24 protein-coding genes and 2 pseudogenes are annotated in these 17,270 nt (G+C 45.8%); 4 read left to right on the forward strand and 22 right to left on the reverse strand.

The window, feature by feature from the left end:
* Positions 1-19 precede the first annotated feature (19 nt).
* Positions 20-1,438, reverse strand: a complete 1,419-nt coding sequence (locus H8S54_RS10555) for an MFS transporter (RefSeq protein WP_226838046.1) — start codon at positions 1,436-1,438, stop codon at positions 20-22.
* Between the two features lie 213 nt (positions 1,439-1,651).
* On the opposite strand from H8S54_RS10555, the gene H8S54_RS10560 reads away from it, so the two are divergent.
* Positions 1,652-2,836 carry a helix-turn-helix domain-containing protein gene (locus H8S54_RS10560; RefSeq protein ID WP_117854240.1) on the forward strand — a complete coding sequence of 395 codons (1,185 nt, stop codon included), beginning with the start codon at positions 1,652-1,654 and terminating at the stop codon, positions 2,834-2,836.
* A gap of 216 nt (positions 2,837-3,052) precedes the next feature.
* On the opposite strand, the gene H8S54_RS10565 is transcribed toward H8S54_RS10560, so the two are convergent.
* The 9 genes from H8S54_RS10565 to H8S54_RS10600 form a co-directional block, all read right to left on the reverse strand.
* On the reverse strand, positions 3,053-3,310 hold the full coding sequence (locus H8S54_RS10565) for a hypothetical protein (RefSeq protein ID WP_117854241.1): 258 nt from the start codon (positions 3,308-3,310) through the stop codon (positions 3,053-3,055).
* 1 nt (position 3,311) lies between these two features.
* Positions 3,312-3,554: a hypothetical protein gene (locus H8S54_RS10570; protein ID WP_117854242.1), complete on the reverse strand. Its 243-nt coding sequence runs from the start codon at positions 3,552-3,554 to the stop codon at positions 3,312-3,314.
* Entirely contained in the window at positions 3,554-3,787 is a 234-nt protein-coding gene (locus tag H8S54_RS10575) for a hypothetical protein (protein ID WP_420360641.1), read from the reverse strand. Before H8S54_RS10575 ends, H8S54_RS10570 begins: the two co-directional genes overlap by 1 nt.
* A 159-nt stretch (positions 3,788-3,946) precedes the next feature.
* Complete coding sequence (locus H8S54_RS10580) at positions 3,947-4,636, reverse strand: hypothetical protein (RefSeq protein ID WP_117854244.1); 690 nt, start codon at positions 4,634-4,636, stop codon at positions 3,947-3,949.
* A 13-nt stretch (positions 4,637-4,649) separates the two neighbouring features.
* Positions 4,650-5,300, reverse strand: a complete 651-nt coding sequence (locus H8S54_RS10585; protein ID WP_147343029.1) for a hypothetical protein — start codon at positions 5,298-5,300, stop codon at positions 4,650-4,652.
* 23 nt (positions 5,301-5,323) lie between these two features.
* Positions 5,324-5,779, reverse strand: a complete 456-nt coding sequence (locus H8S54_RS10590; protein ID WP_117854246.1) for a zinc-finger-containing protein — start codon at positions 5,777-5,779, stop codon at positions 5,324-5,326.
* Positions 5,780-5,867: 88 nt separating this feature from the next.
* Positions 5,868-5,999 carry a hypothetical protein gene (locus H8S54_RS18495; RefSeq protein ID WP_301331857.1) on the reverse strand — a complete coding sequence of 44 codons (132 nt, stop codon included), beginning with the start codon at positions 5,997-5,999 and terminating at the stop codon, positions 5,868-5,870.
* 4 nt (positions 6,000-6,003) lie between these two features.
* Positions 6,004-6,834, reverse strand: a complete 831-nt coding sequence (locus H8S54_RS10595; RefSeq protein WP_301331858.1) for a S1 RNA-binding domain-containing protein — start codon at positions 6,832-6,834, stop codon at positions 6,004-6,006.
* Between the two features lie 262 nt (positions 6,835-7,096).
* A complete protein-coding gene (locus H8S54_RS10600; protein ID WP_117854247.1) occupies positions 7,097-7,882 on the reverse strand; it encodes a transglutaminase-like domain-containing protein in 786 nt (261 codons plus the stop codon).
* 628 nt (positions 7,883-8,510) lie between these two features.
* Here H8S54_RS10600 and H8S54_RS10605 point away from each other — a divergent pair.
* The 3 genes and pseudogenes from H8S54_RS10605 to H8S54_RS19565 all read left to right on the forward strand — a co-directional run.
* Complete coding sequence (locus tag H8S54_RS10605) at positions 8,511-8,789, forward strand: type II toxin-antitoxin system RelB/DinJ family antitoxin (RefSeq protein ID WP_005924829.1); 279 nt, start codon at positions 8,511-8,513, stop codon at positions 8,787-8,789.
* On the forward strand, positions 8,786-9,076 hold the full coding sequence (locus H8S54_RS10610) for a type II toxin-antitoxin system YafQ family toxin (RefSeq protein ID WP_117854248.1): 291 nt from the start codon (positions 8,786-8,788) through the stop codon (positions 9,074-9,076). The genes H8S54_RS10605 and H8S54_RS10610 overlap by 4 nt, the downstream gene beginning before the upstream one ends.
* 187 nt (positions 9,077-9,263) lie before the next feature.
* Positions 9,264-9,416: pseudogene (locus H8S54_RS19565) on the forward strand (relaxase/mobilization nuclease domain-containing protein); the annotation flags it as partial.
* A 102-nt stretch (positions 9,417-9,518) separates the two neighbouring features.
* Here the strand turns inward: H8S54_RS19565 and H8S54_RS18990 are convergent.
* From H8S54_RS18990 to H8S54_RS10670, 12 genes and pseudogenes are all read right to left on the reverse strand, one after another.
* Positions 9,519-9,776, reverse strand: a pseudogene (locus tag H8S54_RS18990) (group II intron reverse transcriptase/maturase); the annotation flags it as partial.
* Positions 9,777-10,265: 489 nt separating this feature from the next.
* A complete protein-coding gene (locus tag H8S54_RS10625; RefSeq protein ID WP_117854249.1) occupies positions 10,266-10,892 on the reverse strand; it encodes an L-2-amino-thiazoline-4-carboxylic acid hydrolase in 627 nt (208 codons plus the stop codon).
* A 202-nt stretch (positions 10,893-11,094) separates the two neighbouring features.
* Positions 11,095-11,499 carry a class I SAM-dependent methyltransferase gene (locus H8S54_RS10630; protein WP_243000316.1) on the reverse strand — a complete coding sequence of 135 codons (405 nt, stop codon included), beginning with the start codon at positions 11,497-11,499 and terminating at the stop codon, positions 11,095-11,097.
* Entirely contained in the window at positions 11,486-11,731 is a 246-nt protein-coding gene (locus tag H8S54_RS17995; protein ID WP_202031095.1) for a hypothetical protein, read from the reverse strand. The genes H8S54_RS10630 and H8S54_RS17995 overlap by 14 nt, the downstream gene beginning before the upstream one ends.
* A gap of 16 nt (positions 11,732-11,747) precedes the next feature.
* Positions 11,748-12,458 (reverse strand): DUF6796 family protein, encoded by a 711-nt coding sequence (locus H8S54_RS10635; protein WP_243000318.1) that lies wholly within the window; start codon positions 12,456-12,458, stop codon positions 11,748-11,750.
* A 10-nt stretch (positions 12,459-12,468) separates the two neighbouring features.
* Complete coding sequence (locus H8S54_RS10640; protein WP_117854251.1) at positions 12,469-13,068, reverse strand: L-2-amino-thiazoline-4-carboxylic acid hydrolase; 600 nt, start codon at positions 13,066-13,068, stop codon at positions 12,469-12,471.
* Positions 13,065-13,727, reverse strand: coding sequence for an L-2-amino-thiazoline-4-carboxylic acid hydrolase (locus tag H8S54_RS10645; RefSeq protein ID WP_117854252.1), 663 nt, complete (start codon positions 13,725-13,727; stop codon positions 13,065-13,067). Before H8S54_RS10645 ends, H8S54_RS10640 begins: the two co-directional genes overlap by 4 nt.
* Positions 13,724-14,458 (reverse strand): DUF6796 family protein, encoded by a 735-nt coding sequence (locus tag H8S54_RS10650; RefSeq protein WP_186901467.1) that lies wholly within the window; start codon positions 14,456-14,458, stop codon positions 13,724-13,726. Before H8S54_RS10650 ends, H8S54_RS10645 begins: the two co-directional genes overlap by 4 nt.
* Positions 14,455-15,297: a class I SAM-dependent methyltransferase gene (locus H8S54_RS10655; protein ID WP_117854254.1), complete on the reverse strand. Its 843-nt coding sequence runs from the start codon at positions 15,295-15,297 to the stop codon at positions 14,455-14,457. Before H8S54_RS10655 ends, H8S54_RS10650 begins: the two co-directional genes overlap by 4 nt.
* Before the next feature lie 13 nt (positions 15,298-15,310).
* Positions 15,311-15,802 carry a hypothetical protein gene (locus H8S54_RS10660; protein ID WP_118582749.1) on the reverse strand — a complete coding sequence of 164 codons (492 nt, stop codon included), beginning with the start codon at positions 15,800-15,802 and terminating at the stop codon, positions 15,311-15,313.
* Positions 15,802-16,503, reverse strand: coding sequence for an L-2-amino-thiazoline-4-carboxylic acid hydrolase (locus H8S54_RS10665; RefSeq protein ID WP_173767630.1), 702 nt, complete (start codon positions 16,501-16,503; stop codon positions 15,802-15,804). Before H8S54_RS10665 ends, H8S54_RS10660 begins: the two co-directional genes overlap by 1 nt.
* Before the next feature lie 51 nt (positions 16,504-16,554).
* Entirely contained in the window at positions 16,555-17,241 is a 687-nt protein-coding gene (locus H8S54_RS10670) for a class I SAM-dependent methyltransferase (RefSeq protein ID WP_173767628.1), read from the reverse strand.
* Positions 17,242-17,270: the final 29 nt, after the last annotated feature.

Raw genomic sequence — 17,270 nt, forward strand, 5'->3', positions numbered from 1 at the left:
GTGAACAGTAACTGCTGTTTTACTGCTCAGTGCTTTTCTGGCTGCGTCTTCTCGCCAGTTCTTCATGAATCGCCGGAAGCTTTTCTTCCAGATCAAAGAACCGGAACAATACAAATAATCCAAGATTGATAATCAGTGGAAGATAGTTTGAAAATGCATAAATTGCATATCTCATAGAAGTAGTTGCCACTTCCAGATCCGGATTGTAAGCGCCCAATGCCAGACAAGCTGTAAGGATTACAGAACCTACACCGGAACCGATCTTGGTTCCAATTCCAATTGCACCTGATGAAACACCTACCATTTTGTTGTAGTATGTATATTCGTTGTAATCGATAACCATAGCCAGAAGAACTCCGTACAGACACATCAGCGGAATCTGAACAAAGCTTCCGATTACACTGACTGCAATATATACCTTAAAATTAGTCGGGATAATACAACGAATTAAAGCAGTAAATGCAGCTCCCAGTACACCGAAATCAATTGTTTTACGAACTCCCAGTTTTGCAATAATCGGTTTCGACACGACAAAACCAACAAGAGTGGCAAAAAATCCCAGGGCTCCAGCAAGTGCTACCAGATTATCATTTCCGAAAATCCATTTACAGTAATAAGTACCAGATGTAGCAGCAATTGAATTTGTGATCTGTGTGATCAGATTAAAAAGTATTAAAATAACCCAATATTTATTTTTAAACAACATTGGAATAGATTTCTTTAACGGAATTGCTTCTTCCTCATCCTGACTATCATTTTCACTAACTTCATCTACAAGTTTCGCTTTGCGACCGTTCATATAACAGATAGAAAGCATTAACAGAACCAGAAGCGCCATAATAAAACCATATTTTATCCATGCATTCTGATTGCCGCCCAGGGCATTTGTAATCGGAATTGTAAGAATCGCGATTACCATTCCAGAGCCATATGCACCAACAGCCCTGCATACACCCATACTTTCACGTTCGCTCTGGCTGTTTGTTCTGACAACCATAACAGCAGACATTGGAGTTCCCATCAGGGTTCCGCATACTGCTGACAAAAGAATGTTTGTCACACATGCATATATCAGTGCAGGAATCTGTCCTGCCTTAATTGGTACGCAGAACAGTAATGCTGCCAGAATGGAATATGGAACCATCATTCTTAAAATCCAACGATAGTATTTTCTATTTCCACCTTTGGAGTGATCGATTATATTTCCAAACCACAGATCCGTCACTGCATCTACAATCTTTGCGATCAGCATTACAATACCAATGCCGCCAACAGCCAAACCCACCTTATCCGTATAGAAATAAGTAAGCTGGCCAATCAGATTGGCTACCAGATTCATGCCAAACTGCCCTGACATATCTGCAAGATAATCACGTTTGCGCATCATTTTCTGCACACCATTTCGGTCAACTCCCAGACCGCGTTTTTCTTTTCTCATGTTTTCTTCTCCTTTTTGTATCTAATACTTTTATAGCTACCAGGGATCAGTAACTTTTTATACCTCAACTTTATCATTCTTAGTTTTTTCTGTATTGTAATTTAAGGTTTTATATTGTAAAATTCAACATATAATTTCAGATTTTTAACATTAACAAGCCCCCAAAAATACTGTCAAATATAGATTTAGAAAAACTTGAGGAGATGCTTTCATATGAATTATGTATCTTTTTGCAGAATGTATTTTTCTGTTACCCATATTCCAGTCAGTCTTATGAAAAAGAACGAAGCCATTTATTCTTCTATTGGTGAAGTATGTTCCGTAAAGGCTGCGCGTTATTGGGAAATGGCACCGATTGATGACACCCCTAATTTTTACCGATATTCACCAGATATTGAATATGGAGTTGTCCATATCCTTGGAACCGATTACGCAATTGTTCTCGGACCAGCTTTTAGTGTTCCGGTTACTTCTGAAATTATCAGAACTTATATGCATGAAAATGCCATTGCATTGGAATACCAAGAGGCAGTCGCAGAATTTCTCTGTACTATCCCGCGAATTACTTACCAGCAATTTTCCAGACATCTCGCATTAATTCACCTATGTCTGAATCAAAAAGAAATAAGTGTCCAGGATCTTTTTCAACAGGACAATGAGCACGTGAGAAAACGTGAAGAACAGAACGTCAACGAAATTGCCAATAATATCGAGAATAATAATTTACACGACTCCTACTATTTTGAGCAGGAATTATATCAAGCAGTAAAAGAAGGAAACCCTGTCAAACTAGATCATTTTTTGAACACAAACAAGTTTCAATCCATAGAGGGAAAAATGGCCAACACGCCTTTGCGCCATGCAAAAAATCTATTTATCGCGACAACAACAAAAGTGGGAATGCTTGGTGCCATTCCAGGCGGTCTGGATATTGAAAAGACCTATCAGCTTATGGATCTATATATTCAGGAATGTGAACGACTGCAGACGATCAGTGATGTAAAATCCCTCCAGTATTCCATGATACAGGATTTCTGCCACCATACAGCTAATACTCATATTCCAGAAGGAATTTCCTCTGAAATATACAACTGTATGAGCTACATCCGCTGCCACACCAACGAAAATCTAAGTATTGAAGATATCGCAAAACAGATTCATCGCAGCAGTTCCTACACCATGAAGCATTTTAAAGAAGAACTTGGAATTAATATAGGGGCATACATTGTCCGCTGTAAGCTGGAAGATGCCAAGGGACTGTTGACTTATAGTGATAAAAGCCTGACTGAGATTTCGAACTATCTTTGTTTTTCCAGCCAGTCTTATTTTCAGAATGTTTTTAAGAAAAAATATGGGCTGACACCTTTACAGTATAGAAAAAAGACACAACATATATAAAAAATTTTTCACCATCTTAGAAATTAATGATAATTTTTTTCAGCTAGTTTATCATTTTCGTAACGTCACGAAAATGTCTCAAACTACATAATAACCTATAAAATATAAAAAGGCTGCTTCTTATAAAGATATCCCTTAGTCAAATTGGATTTCTTTATTTTCAAACAGCCTTTTAATAAATTGTGAACTTCCAGAAATTTTACAACTAAATCCAGCCTATATCCATTCATCGGCATTCCGAATCAAGTCAATGATTTCATCCAATGAACGCTCACTTTCCACGTATACATCATACAACGCCTGTTTTGCCCTCTCGATTTTCCGTTCCGGGTGTCGTTCATCCAGCAGTGTGGAAAGCTCCTCAGCAAGAACACTATATTCCTTATGTTTTTTAATTACTTTTTCCTGAAGTCTTTCTATTTTTCTGTCCAGAGCTTCTATGTGTTTCCTTTCTTCCTGCTCCTGTTTTTCCATGTCATTCTTCCTCTCTACTGTCGGTATCCGTTTTTCCTTGTATAAAACTGAGGATCTCCTCATAGCTTTTTTCGCTTCCTGCAATAGCTTTTAAAATTTCTTCATTCAAAATCGCTTTTTTCTTTTTATGCAGGTCTTCCAGTTCCGCTGTCAGGCGGTCATTCTGTTCACGGTTCCGGCTGATTGCCCTCTCTGTTTTTGCTATTTTCTGTTCAAGTGTTTCCCTGTTCATGTTTCTTGCCATCACTGTACTCCCTTCAAGATTCTGCTGATATTTTCTGCACGGTATTTCACATAATTCCAATCCATGTCAAAAGCACTTAAGATCACTTTCTGGGTTTTGGTTACTGCATGATCAAGCCGGTACACCTTATCCAGCTGGCGTGTCATCTCGATCTTTTCCAGTTCCACGATTTCATAGGCACCTGTTGCTGCCAGGTAAAAGACATATCCGGCATATCCAAATCCACATAGCACCAGATAAATGGTCCATAGTACAAACCCGGTGGATTTTTCCGCCATTCCAAATGTACATCCGCAATATAAAATAACCAGGCAGATCAAAACAGTGTTCACAATCCGTTTCTGAAAAAGCCAGGAATCCTTTCATACCCGATCTGGATTTTTTCCAGGTTCTCATACAACTGCTGCCATCCTTTCTTTTGCTTCAAGTCCGCCTTCCTCTCTGATACAGCTAATCACAAGCTGTTTCTTTTTGTACAGGGAAACTAAAATGCGTAAATACTCCTGGCTGACCTGTTCTAAAATCTCCTCTTTTTGTTTTTCTGCTACCGGAACCTTTTGAGTTTCTTTTTGTAGGCTGCATAAATGATCGGAAATGGTTCCATTTTTCACGATCTGGGTAAAGACCTTGTGTTCTTCATAAGAAAATGTAGGCTTTTGAAATGCACGAAGGGCAAACTTTATTCCTTTTCCCATGGCCAGGCTGTCGGTAAAGTTTCGCATCCGGTCAGAAAAAGAATAACAGATTGGCTTCAGTACTGCCCTTTGAAAAAGGAAAAACAGTGCTTCTTCTTTTGTCTCTCCCTCGCATCTGGCTACCAAGCCGCGCCGTACCAGACGGTTTAAGCAAAAACGAAAATCCTCTTCATCCGCCCATTCCATCGCCTTTTCTTTTCCAAGGGCAATACATAAAAGCCGGTACATCTGGGAGTGTACATTTGCCTCTTCGCATACCGACCAGGTAAGGGCGGCCCAAATCATGGTCTCCATCTCAGAGAGTACCTTTTCCTGCTCCCCAACCCGTACCACAAACCTTCCGGAGTCTTCTTCCACCCGGTTTCCCACTGCTGTATAAAAAATCATTTAAAGTTCCTCCTTAAAACAGCTTCATCACTTCCAGAAGTTTTGGAACCACATAGCCAAGAAAAAGGGCTGCCAGCAGACACATTCCCGTATTTGGCTTTCGAAGGTTCCTGACCTCCTGGTTTTTGGTTCCGATAATCCGCACCCTGCCAGGAACATTCCACCGGAGCTTTCGGTAAAAATGGATAAAATCCTCATGGTCAAACCCAAAAGATCGGACACAGAAGATATTTCGCTTTTGCTCTTCATCATCCAATAGAAAAAAGCTCTCCCGTTCCTGATCCGTTTCTCTTAACACAACATAAAACTCCGGGATTCCACGACGGCTCCCTTCCACGATCTTGTCTATTTCCGGATAAAAAATACGGCAGGACTCATATCTTCCATTTTTCTCCGGCTGGCAGACGGCAAGGCTATCTGGTTCCAGTTCCATATAACAGTATTCCGATTCCATGATTCGTCTGCTGATGCCGGCAGTCTGCCGCAAAAGAAATATGATACTAAGAGCCAGTGCCACACACAAATAGGCAAGATCCCAGGCCCTTATTCGAAAGATGAAAAAATAAAGCGCGATTCCCTCCAAAAAGCTGCCAAGTCCAATCAGAACTGAAAACCACTCTTTTAGATCCATTAAATGGTAAACTTCATCTTCTTTTGCCTGCAAACGCACCTGATACCTCCTTTCTTTCATGCAGCAAACTTATTTTCCTCATAGGAAACCGTTTCGATTTTTATTTTGTTTTGTTCCATAAGTTTTTTGCATTCCCGAATGGTTTCTTCACATCGAAAATAAGAAAATTTTCCGATATGCATTTCTGTTTCTGAAAGGCAGAGCCGGTTCTGCAGCCAGATATAAAGCCCATGTTTGGTCATAACCCCTGCGTTTATCACTTCGTTTAACGCCCGGTGTGCTTCGATCCGCTTGTGGCGAAGATTCCCATCTGCCAAGGTTCCCATAGGACTCAGGCTCTTTTTGTGAACTCCTATGTAGGAATCACATGCTGGATACCCGCCACAGACATACAGATAATTTTCCGGATCCAGGTTCCTCTCCCCATACACGTACATTGCAGGGCGGAGTACTGCCTGCCGTCCACAATAAGGACAATACAGTCTGTTGTCCTGTTTTTTCTTTTTTCTCATGTTGCACCAGCTCCTTTCCTGTTTGAGCCGATTGTAGAAAAATCGCTTTTTCTGTGTCAATAGGATTTCATTACTTTTTTAAACTTTTTCAGACACAGCGTTTGATTAGTCGTGTAATAATTCCCTCTGCCACCTCATAATTGTCATTGATACGCGTCACCACCAGCCCGATCTTGTCTCCTTTGGATGGAAGGGTGGTCATGTTGCAACTATGTGCCACTGCATTAACTCCGATATCCAGGCGCATAAAAAAAATAGGTTCCTTTATAAACTTCTGTAATGATACCTGTATACTTGCCCTGACGGTGGCATTTCCGCAAATTGTCCTTGTTGGTATTGGCCGTCGGGCTTTTGGCATCCACTTCCACGCGAATCTGGTCTACCGAATCCACTTCCACCTTGTTTACCATAACAAGGACCAGATCTTCCACCTGGAATTTTTCTCCGGCATCCCCCATCCATTCCCAGGCCATATCCCTTGCGCGGACGGAAACTTCCACGCCAAACACTTCCAGGCGGACTGCCTTTGGTGCAACCGCAATGACTCTTGCCTCTACGATCCTGCCCGGATACAAAAGAGGCTTTTCCCCTGTTTCCCCAAAGTAGAATGTTTGTCTTTTCCGGAGCATGGCATCTTTTCTGGAAGCCACCACGCTGCGGCTTTTGGCATCCAGATCCTTGATGATAAAATCAATGTCACAGCCAAGCATGTTGTTGGCAATCCGGACCTGGCGGTTTAAGGTATCTGCGTTTTCCCGACCATCCCCGCTTAAGTTAATCATCATTTCATTCATGGGGATGATGATACGGAAACCGTTGTAATAGGTAACCGCAACCATCCAACCGCTTTCCAGCTTTTCAATGCCGCCAAGCTGCCCGGTCAGAACCTTTCTGGTACGATGTGCATTTAACAGTTGGTGCCATCTGGCATCTTCCTGCTCTTCCATGCTTTCCACCTGTGCATCCACATCAATGGTAAGCACCCCTTCGTAAGCGGCCCGGGGTATTTCTTTTTCTGTGGCTTCCTCTGCAAGTGCTCTTTTTGTGTTATCCATGTAAACCCTCCTATTAGTAATACGATTAAAAAGGCACAAAAATAGCAGCCTGTGCGTAACAAGCTGCTAATTGTGCCTTCTTTTTACAAATACCATTCTATAATGGATGGAATCGGAAGTCAATGTTATAGAGGTTGCAATAAAGTCGCATTTTGGTCGTAAATTGCATTCTCCTTCATTATTTAACACGCGTCGGTTTCATTTCCAGATTTCTTCACTTCTGTAGAATTGTATCCTGTCTGTTTTTTGATGTCCGAATCTTTTATTCCTCTTCTTCCATCACAAATTTAAACACCAGCTGCTCCTTATTTTTATTTTCTTTCAGAAGTGATTTCCGAATTCCGGTTGTATCTGCGAAGGTTCCCCCATAAGCATCCACCTTAATCCATTTTCCATTTGCCTTTATTTCATTCCACTGATGCGTCCAGCTTCCTGCATTCACATGTCTTACCGGAATACCTGCTGCCTCACAGAGTAATTTGTATGCCCTTGCATAGCCGGAACAGGCCGCCTTTTTCAAAATTAATGCCGCATAAGCTTCATTTCCGTAATTCTTTTTATAAGCTTCTGTAGACTGATTAAGTTGCCAGCAACAATGCTCAGTCAGATACTGAAATAGAACAAAGGCACGTTCTTTCGTATTCAGATTGGAAATTACATATTTCTTTACAATTTTCCTTGCTTCCTTTTTCGCTAGATTTAATCTCTGAGCATTACTTGGTTCCTTCACTGTAACTTTGCATTTCAAAGTTTGTTTTCCAACCTTTGCATAAATCACTGTCGTTCCTTTCTTTTTCCCTTTTATCTTCCCAGAAGAAGAAACAGACGCGACCGCCTTTTTGGAACTACTCCATTTTACTTTCTTTTTGCTGCCAGTTACTTTTAATGTTTCCGTACAACCTTTATATACGGTAACTTTTGTTTTGTTAAGTTTTAGCTTTGCCGCCTGAACATTGACGGTTCCCATACTGATGCTAAGTAACAATACTGCCAGGATCCATCCCCATAAGATTCTTCTTTTCTTTTGCTGTAACTGTTTTTCTTTCATTGGTAACCCTCCATTTTTTGATTATCCTCTGGTTTCTACTGCGAGTGTAGCAAGTTGGTTCTTTTAGTTTCAATAGGATTTTGGAAAAAAATAAACTTTTTAATAGAAAAAGAGTACGAAAAGGAATTTCCAAAAGGGAACTCACTTTTTGTACTCTTTCTGCAAATTTTATTTTATAATATTTCAAATTTTGAAGCAATTTCTTTTTTGTAGAAATAAGAATGCAATTTTAACACATATCACTTCCAGAATAATCTCTATTTATTCCAGAAATTTTATGATTCCTTGGATACAGTTTGTATTCCAAATAGCTTCCATACAAGCTTTACTCGTTTCTTAACAAGCTTTCGAAATATATGCCACGCTCATGATGGCAAGCAGTATCGATAAAAGAAAATTTCGCAAAATATCTCCAGCGTGGTACTGATACGGCGATACAATCTGGAAGCAAATACAATCCCTTGCATTAGATAATTCTGTTTCTTTGACACCCAGCACCCTTTTTTCTTTATAAAATTCATCTTCAACTCCTCTTTAAATGAATTTAACATTAAATATTCGTGCAAAGTATTGTTTTCTTCGTGCAAATGACATATACTATAATTGCCAGCAGAAAGGAGCTGATCGTATGGCTGGAAATACTACAAACATCAGTATCCGCATGGACGCAGATTTGAAAGCGCAGGCGGACGCACTGTTTACTGAACTTGGCATGAACCTGACTACGGCATTTAACATCTTTGTGCGCCAGTCGCTTCGTGAAGGCGGCATTCCCTTTGAGGTAAGGCTAGAACAGCCGAACAAAGAAACGGTTGCTGCCATGCTGGAAGCGGAAAGGATTGCAAAAGACCCGTCTGTAAAGGGCTACAATGACCTTGACGAGTTGTTTGCTGATTTAAAAAGATGAAAGAAACAAAATATACCGTCAAGTACACCACATGTTTCAAAAAAGACTATAAACGAGCCATAAAGCGTGGCTTGAAGATCGAGCTGCTGGAGCAGGTCGTGACATTGCTGGCGATGGGCGAACAGTTGCCGGATAAGAACCGTGACCATGACCTGTCAGGCGATTGGGCAGGTCATCGGGAATGTCATATTCTTCCGGACTGGTTGCTTGTCTACCGCATTGAGGATGATGTTCTGGTGCTGACGCTGGCTCGCACCGGCACACACAGCGACTTGTTCGGGAAATAAACAGTCTGCCGCTGTATGGGGAGACCTGTACAGCGGTTTTTATGTATGCAAAGGAAGTCATCTTTGAGGTTGATACCATCACTTGCATTGTTATCACAGTTGATGTTGGGGTCTGCATCATAGAGAATATGAATAATTTTCCCATCATATATCCAGTTATCAGAGATTTTGTCATAGGAAATTCCAAATGTTGTATAGGAATCAAGGCTATTATCACAATAACTTGGATCACCCAATTCAAAGCTTCGTGATCAGCACCCACGTTGACAAAAATCATATTCACAATCATATCATCTTTAACGCCGCAAGCTTTGTTGATCATCACAAGTATGTTTCCAATAAGCGGAGTTACCATAAACTCTGCAGAATCAGTAATCGTATCTGCCATGAAAATGGACTTGCCACCAGTATGCCAACTGGAGAAAAAAGTAAAAGCTATAAACTCTTGTTGATGTTCCTTTGGATATGGAAGAGCCTCCTCAATGGTCATGCCATCAATTCCTGGCGCTCCCTTGTTTGCCTTAACTCTCTTATACGCTCTGTTAAAGTTGTCTTTATACAGTATCGCTTCCAAAAGTCTCGGCTGTGCACTGTCTCTTTCTTTCCATATCCGATTGAATGACCTAGACGCTTTCACATACCCTTCATGTTCCGCATTATCTCTTTGCAAACAGCCATTGTTTTCAATGTTTTCTGCCATAGACGGTCATTCCTCCTTTCTCGTTCATACTCAAGACTCCTACTGATTCGGTCCTTCACCTCTCGGCTACTATGACCTCTGCTGACTTCTGTGCGTTCAGCATTGCTTTATGCAATGGTTACCTCTTTCAAGGCGTACCGCACAGACCTCCCTAGGTACCACACGTTTCTTCCTCTCCATCCGTCTGCCTCATTTATCATGCATGATTCCGTGTAGTTATTGGGCTTCGATTTGATATGCAACCTTACCCTCATGCATAACCTCATATAAGGTTTCTGTCCGTCAGACCAGAGATTTGCCCATGAGTTAGTATGTTCCTCACATCCAGCTTCCTTCAGATTCCATCTCACGATGGACACCCTTGCTTTCGGCTATATCCTTCCCACTACCGGGCGGATTCGGGACTTTAACCCGTTAGAAACGTGCGCCGCTAGGCGCACATATGAAAAGAAGCTCGTATCAGCTATTGACCGATACGAGCTTCTCCGTTTATTCTCTGTTTCCGGTAATAAAGTAGTCGCAATACTCTCCGCCATTCGCCAGCGTCTGTTTTCTGTGCAGCACGCCGTGCTGAAGCGTGATCATCACTTCATCAAGTTCGCAGAACAACGGCATGAGTTCGGAAACACTGAGTTTCTCCGTGTAAATGCAAATCGGGCAGCGGGTAATGCGGTAGTAACAGGCACCCTCATACGGCTGCCCGACAAAATCCACCTTGAAGGAGGTCGGGTATTTCGCTTCCTTTTCGGGCGTGTACCATTTGGCGTATTTGACAACGCTCTTTTTGTTCTCCGCCTTGCCCTTGTCGGTATTCAAGTCGGTCTTTGCAAAATACCACTTGATATGATAGAGTGAGCGGCGCATCATTTCCTGCACGACCGTTGGCGGAATTTTCTTTTCGCTTGCCACATAGGGCGCAACGAAGGCAAGGGCGAACAACTCGTTGTATGCCATAGGGTTATCGTCACCGATGTCGTCTGCTTTCTCGACAAGCTCACGATAGACCTTTTTGCTCTTTTTCATAATGTCGGCGGCATATTCCCTGCCGTACTTCTCTGCCAGAACCTTTTTCATCGGGCTTTTGAACATCCAGAAATAAAAGCCGTTGTATTTCATATCACTTTTCCTCCCGTGATTTATTTACAGGCTTAAGAAACGTAGCCTAGCCGCCGAAGTGATAGACCATCGTCGCGTCCATATATAGCCCGGCAGTCTTGCGGTCGGTACATTCCGCCATGCTCCGGCGGTAGCTGTCAAACTGTGCGGAGATCAGCTTTCCATGATGCCGCGCCGATTACTTTCTTCCCACCAGCAATGTTCAGCCGCAAAGCATCAGGCGTCCGGCTTCCTTCGGCGTCATAAAGCTGCCGTCGGTCGTGTCGATCAGCTCTACGCGCTCATAGCCCATATCCCTGAGCTTTTGGACAAACTCCTGCATATCGCCGTATCTGCGAGGCGACATCAGGTCATGGATGGCAAACGTTCCGCCCTTTTTCAGCACGCGCAGCGTTTCCAGCAGAAGCGCCTGCTTGTCCTTCCCCGTGATATTGTGATAGACATAGTTGCTGGTCACTGCGTCGAAGCTCTCGTCGGGGAAATCCAGCTTCACGGCGTTTCCACGCCGGAACGAAGCGTTTTTCACGCCCTCCGCAGCGGCGTTTTTTTCGCACAGCGGCAGGCTGAAGGAGGCATATTCCTTGCCCCAGCGGTCAATGCCGACCATTTTCCCCTGGGGATTGCGCTTTGCGCAGGCAATGGTCAGCGCACCGCTGGGTGTACTTTGCACAAACGACAAAGGCAATGCCGAACACCACTCCCAGCACGACGCGCAGCTTTCCTCTCACACCGATGCCGAATACGCCGAAAACGAGCAGCAGCGCAAGGGACAGCACCGTTCCCGCGATGAGCGAAACCAGCATTCCCTTGGGGATCCAGTTTTTGTAATCAGGTTTCATGTTCAAGACTCCTTTTTTATTGAGTGTGACTTCTCTCATAAACCGCAGCCGCAATGCACCAGATCATGATAGCACTGTTCGTGCTGCTCTGGCTCATCACGGACATCCATGTAGACACCGGCATCTGCATTGCCTGCGCAATATCCGGTACTGCAGCCAGCAGAAGGTTCCATGTGACCGGATGGAAAGCAAGCATCCACTTTGGATAGCGCGTTTTTCCGGCAAGCAGCATCACAAAATGGATACCAAAAACCAATAGCATCGGAACATACATGGGGAGGATCGCGGGGAGCATATCGTCCTGATAGGCCGTAACCGCCGCAAGCGCGGCCTCCGCTCTGATACGCGGCCCCAGATAGGTGGTAAACCATGCCATGGTGGCCACCCATGTATGGATGGTCAGAGCGATCGCAACGGTGAATATCCCGCACAGAAACTGGATGGTTCTGGTCTTTCTATATTTTTCGTCGATGTCCGCATTCAGTGCTTTTACCACAAAGTAATAGAGAAAGCCCCCAATCGCTCCCAGTCCAACGGTAAGCACGGGCCTCCACAGCCCATAAGAGCCAGACAGATAACAGGCTCTGTTGAAAAGGCCGGTGTCGGTTTTCTGAAGCGGAACGCACCCCAGCAGCCAGTCCCCGGCAGCCATCAATCCACATCCGATCGCGCCAAGAATGCACCAGTGGATGAACTGTTTTGTTTCTTTCGTCTTCATTTTCTTCATTCCTGCGTCCCTATTTTATGATCTTCATGCAAAAGTCGCAGCGGTCATCGCCGCGCCCCAACGTCATGCTTCTCTCCCAGATCAGCTTCGGATGCAGCCCGACGTAGCTGATGTCGTCACTGTCGCAAAAGCAGCGGCACAGCTCCGGGTAGCCGTATTCTGCGCAGGTGTCGTGATAGGGACATTTCACCATATCCACACGCCATATACCGTTGCCGACCTGCAACTCCTTTGGGTCAAAGCCCGCCGCCGGGCCGAAGACGCTCCGCGTGGATTTGACGAAAACGCTGGGAACAAGGCGGTAAAGCCCCGGTATGAGCAGCAGGGTGGCAAGCTGTTTGTGACTCGTTCTCGCCAGCCGCTCCACATAGCCATGAACGATTTGCAGCGCCTCCTCTTTCGGCATGACCCGCTGCAAGGTTTCGTAGGCCGCAATGCCCGGTAAGATCTGCCGCTTGAGGTGGTATTGCTTCTCCTTGCTTGCATCTGCATTTTCAGCCAGCAGCGCATTCAACCGTGTATCAAAAAAGGCCTTCAGCTCCTTGGCGTGCGAGGAAAAGCGCTGTGCCGCAGTCTCCCGAAAATCACGGGAGAGATAGGTTTCCTTCATCGTCCGGCCTCCGTCTCAGGCTTCACGAAGCCCTTCTTTTTATACCCGCAGTCGCAGTATGGGCCGCCGGAGGCGAGAGTGTACTGCCGCACGAAGTCGGTCACGCCGCCCGCTTCGCTCATGGTGTAGTCCAGGCGGCACAGCGCCGGAGTGAGGTCATATAGCCCCAGCTTTTTCATCAGCACACAGATGCCGCATTTGGTGAAGCGTCCCTCGTATCCGCTGCCGTCGGGGTATTCGTAAAACTCCATATTCCATGAATACGGGTTGCGGTCGGCGGCTTTCAAGGCTGCGGTCGCCTTCATGCCGGAAATGTCCTTTTCGGCAAATTTGCTCTTTCCGCTCTTGCGGCAGAACCATTTCATCGGCTTTGTCATCATGGATTTTGCGTAATACTCCGTCAGCCACTCCACATCCGGACGCTCCGGCATGGAGAGAACGAACGCGCCGATCATTGCGCAGTTGACGATGTTCATCTTGAAGCGATCCGCTTTTTCAAACTCCGGCAGGTCTGCGATGATTGCTTTGTATTTCGGCTTTGCATTTTTCGTGATCGCTTTTGCCGTATCGGTATCGTAGCCGAGCACCTCTGTCAGCTGCTTTTGGAATGAGCCTGCAAACAGCGCCCACATTCCCATGGGCATACCTATGTATTTCATTGCACTGTCTCCTTACATTCTCCGCATTTTGCCTTCTCCCGCAGCAAAACCAGCCCCAATACCAAAACCAGCAGGTGTCCGGCGGATTCCGTGCCGTGATCGATCTGATCCAGCGGCCACGGCAGAAGCGTGAAGAGATTTCCCACAATCCCCGTAAAAACGATGGGGTTGCAGAAGGATGCCAATATCCGCTGTGCTGTGTTTTTCAGCGGGAGCATCCTTTTCCAGATTATAACGAGCATCACGACGGAAAGAAGTACATCACACAGGATATATGCTGCCAGCAGCGGCGCGGCGTTGCAGTAAAAAACCTTATTGGCGATCTCTGCTGCCGCCTGCATATCGCCGTATTTCTCAAAGGTAAACTTGAAGAACAGCGCCATGTTCGTAAACATAGCATGGACATAGCCCCAGCAGACCGTGCCGGTGAGATAGGCGATCTGAAACAGCTTGACCCACTTCTGCTGCTTTGGTTGGGTGAGGTGCCGCTTCAGGAGCTTCCACATCTGGTGAAAACCGATGTAATAGAGTGCCGTTCCGAGAACACCGCAGATAATGCTGACCACCATGCGCCATGTGGCCATATCGAGATAGGCGACTTTGACCATCAGTCCGATGGATTCCGTGCTTTGGGTTTTCCCGGTCGCCGCAAACAAAAAGTCGCCGATCACATAGAGCAAGCACCCGATCATTCCCGCAATAAGCGCTCGTTTTTCTTTACTCGATTTCATTTCCTGCCTCCAAATCCGATCTTCACGATCTGCATTTTCATCATGCCGTTGCCGACCTTTGCGAGAAAACGGAAAAAGCCGCTGACGGATGGGTCGCGGAGATCGTTGTAGCCCAGCATATAGCCCCGACTCGTGACCTGCAAACGGCTGTCCCACAGGGAAAGCTCGCTTTTTGCGTTCGAAACCGCAAAATACGCGCCCACATCCTGGATCTTCGCGCTCTTGAGCCATGTCTTGGCAATCATCTTTACCGCCGTCCGGTTCGCTGCGTCAAATACCAGCACGCCGCCGGGAAAAGCGTCTGCCATTTTTTGAACCAAAGCCTTGACCTGTTCGGTCAAAAAGTAGTAAAACACGCCGGAGGCAAAGAACAACGCGCCGCCGGAGGCATCAATTTCCTTAAACCACTCGGTATTGTTCAAATCACAAGAAATGCTTTCCTCCCGCTTTCCGGCGGGCAGCAGTTCATTGCGCAGGGCGATCACATCGGGAAAGTCCAGATTATAAATCTTGCAACTGCCGTTGTCGCAGCTTCTCCCTGTGCTGTCCAGTCCGCAGCCCAGATTGACCACCGCCGCATTGGGGTGAGATTTCAGATAATCCCGCACCTCAAAAGCAAGGTCATTCTGCCGCATGGCCACCTCCAGTGAACCGAAACGCTGCATCAGGCTGCGGGATTTTTTCTCCGCCTCTGAAAAGTCGTAGTCGATCTCGTCAATCAGGCGAACCGCTGTTTCGTCCCGGTAAAGATTCGGGTATAGTTCTGAGCAGACCTTCCGCGCATACAGCGGAATGATCAACGTCTCCTGTACGGTGTTTTTCTCGATTTTATATTTCATATAGGTATCTCCTTCAGTGAATAAATACCGACATAATCGCCGCCAGTGCTGCCGAAATGACCGCCATACCAACTGTGCCGAACAGCCACTTTTTGCCCTTATCCTTGGCTGTAATGTAGGGTTTCAGGTCTTCCGTTCCCGGAACTTCCCATGCGTTCGTATGTCCTACCCAATAGCCGTCAACCCAAAATCGGTCTATGAGATTCATAACGGACAGTATGACCAGCAGCTGCCAAAAGCCCTGAACGAAGCCCTTTGCGCCGTTGAGCGCATAGACACACACCAGCACATAGGCGATGTAACCGGGAACGCAGACAGCTTTGAAAATCAAAGCATTTCGCTTAATTTTCGCGTGTGTTGTAAGTCCCAGCGTTACGCACCGCTCCTGCACCTCCGGGCTGTAAAGATGCACCATGCCCACCGCGCCCTTGCGGATACCCACGGCACAGATGATAATCAGCAGAACCCCCAGCCCCAGACCTTCCAAAACCGTTTGTAAAAGCATTACTTGTTCCTCCTGTATCCTTTTTCGTCCCGGTATTCGGGATGCTCCTTTAAATATGGATCCTTGTTGCCGCAGATGGTATAATCGCATCGGCAGCCGTCCACGCAAGTAGTCGTCCGCACCAGTCTTGCATGGAGCAGCTCCATAGACGCAAAGTCCACATTACACAGGGCGGGCATAATATCCGTAAGACCGTGCTTGATAGCAAACTCCGCTGCCGGGCACGCCGTAAATTCATAATAAATAGGCTTGTCGGTTTCATAAGGCGCAACCGCCATCTCGTAATCGTGCCATTTATCGCAGCCGCTTTTCGCACGAACAAACGCCTTGTACATCAGCTTCCGCCAGAACGGCTTGTTGCAGTCCACAAATTTCAGCTTGCGGAAAGTCGGAAGAATCAGATTTTCCTCCATCTCTTCGATTTCACGGAACGAAGTAACTGCTTTGCAGACCAAATAATAGCTCATGATGGCGATGCAGTCGTAGGTGCCTCCTACGTCGTTGTGGAAGTTCTTTTTGCCGCCCAAGTCGGTGCGCCAGTCGGAGAGAAAGACCACGTACTGCCGCTGTACCTGTTCCCATATCGCCTCCCGCTCTGCTTCCGGGTAGTGCAGGGCGATCTTCGCCCGTATCTCTTTCTTGCAAGGCTTTGAATACAGCACATGGCTTTTGCGGTCGAATAGAAGCTCGTTGTCCTTCATCTGATTGCCTCCCTCCTTGTTCTTTCTTGCGTGCATGAGACCATCTCAGATTTAACCCGCTTTTCGGCAGACAAACCATGCCATGCTTTTCAGGTTTCCCATGTCCACATCCGTATACATTCCATCCAGCCGTGCTTTCAGACTGGAAACCGTTTCATAGGGCGGTGTGAAAAACCCTGCCTTTTCATAAGCATGCCGGACAAACCAATCCGTCCGCTTGTGCTCGCTCTTCACATAGAAGCAGCCGCAGAATGTCCCGCCGGGTCTCAAAACCCGGAAAACCTCCCGATAGGCGGCTTCCTTGTCCGGAAAAGCATGAAAGCCGTTCAGCGACAAAACGATGTCGAAAGTATCGTCTTCATAGGGAAGCGCCCCCACATCTCCCTGCCGGAAGGTTACATTTTTCAGGTGCAGGCAGTCAGCCTTTTCCCGTGCCTGCCTCATCATATCGGGCGAATAATTGAGACAGGTAATGTCCGCCTCCGGCATAGTCCGATAAACCGGCATGGTCAGAATCCCTGTTCCCACCGGCACTTCCAACAGCTTGCCGGAGAAATGCTCCGGAATACCGGACATTGCCTTTTCCAGATAGGCATCGTTTTCCGCCTTGTTCATTGCCCACACCAAGCAGCACACCGCTTTCCCGCTCAGGGTAGAGCAGGTGATCATGATGCCATCATAAAAATTATTGCCGCCCGTCATTCGGTATGCACTGCGAATGGCTTCTTTTCGTTCCATGGTTCTTCCTCCGTGTTTCAATCATCACA

It is taken from the genome of Blautia segnis, assembly GCF_014287535.1.
In the GTDB taxonomy this organism is placed as follows: Bacteria; Bacillota; Clostridia; order Lachnospirales; family Lachnospiraceae; genus Blautia_A; species Blautia_A acetigignens.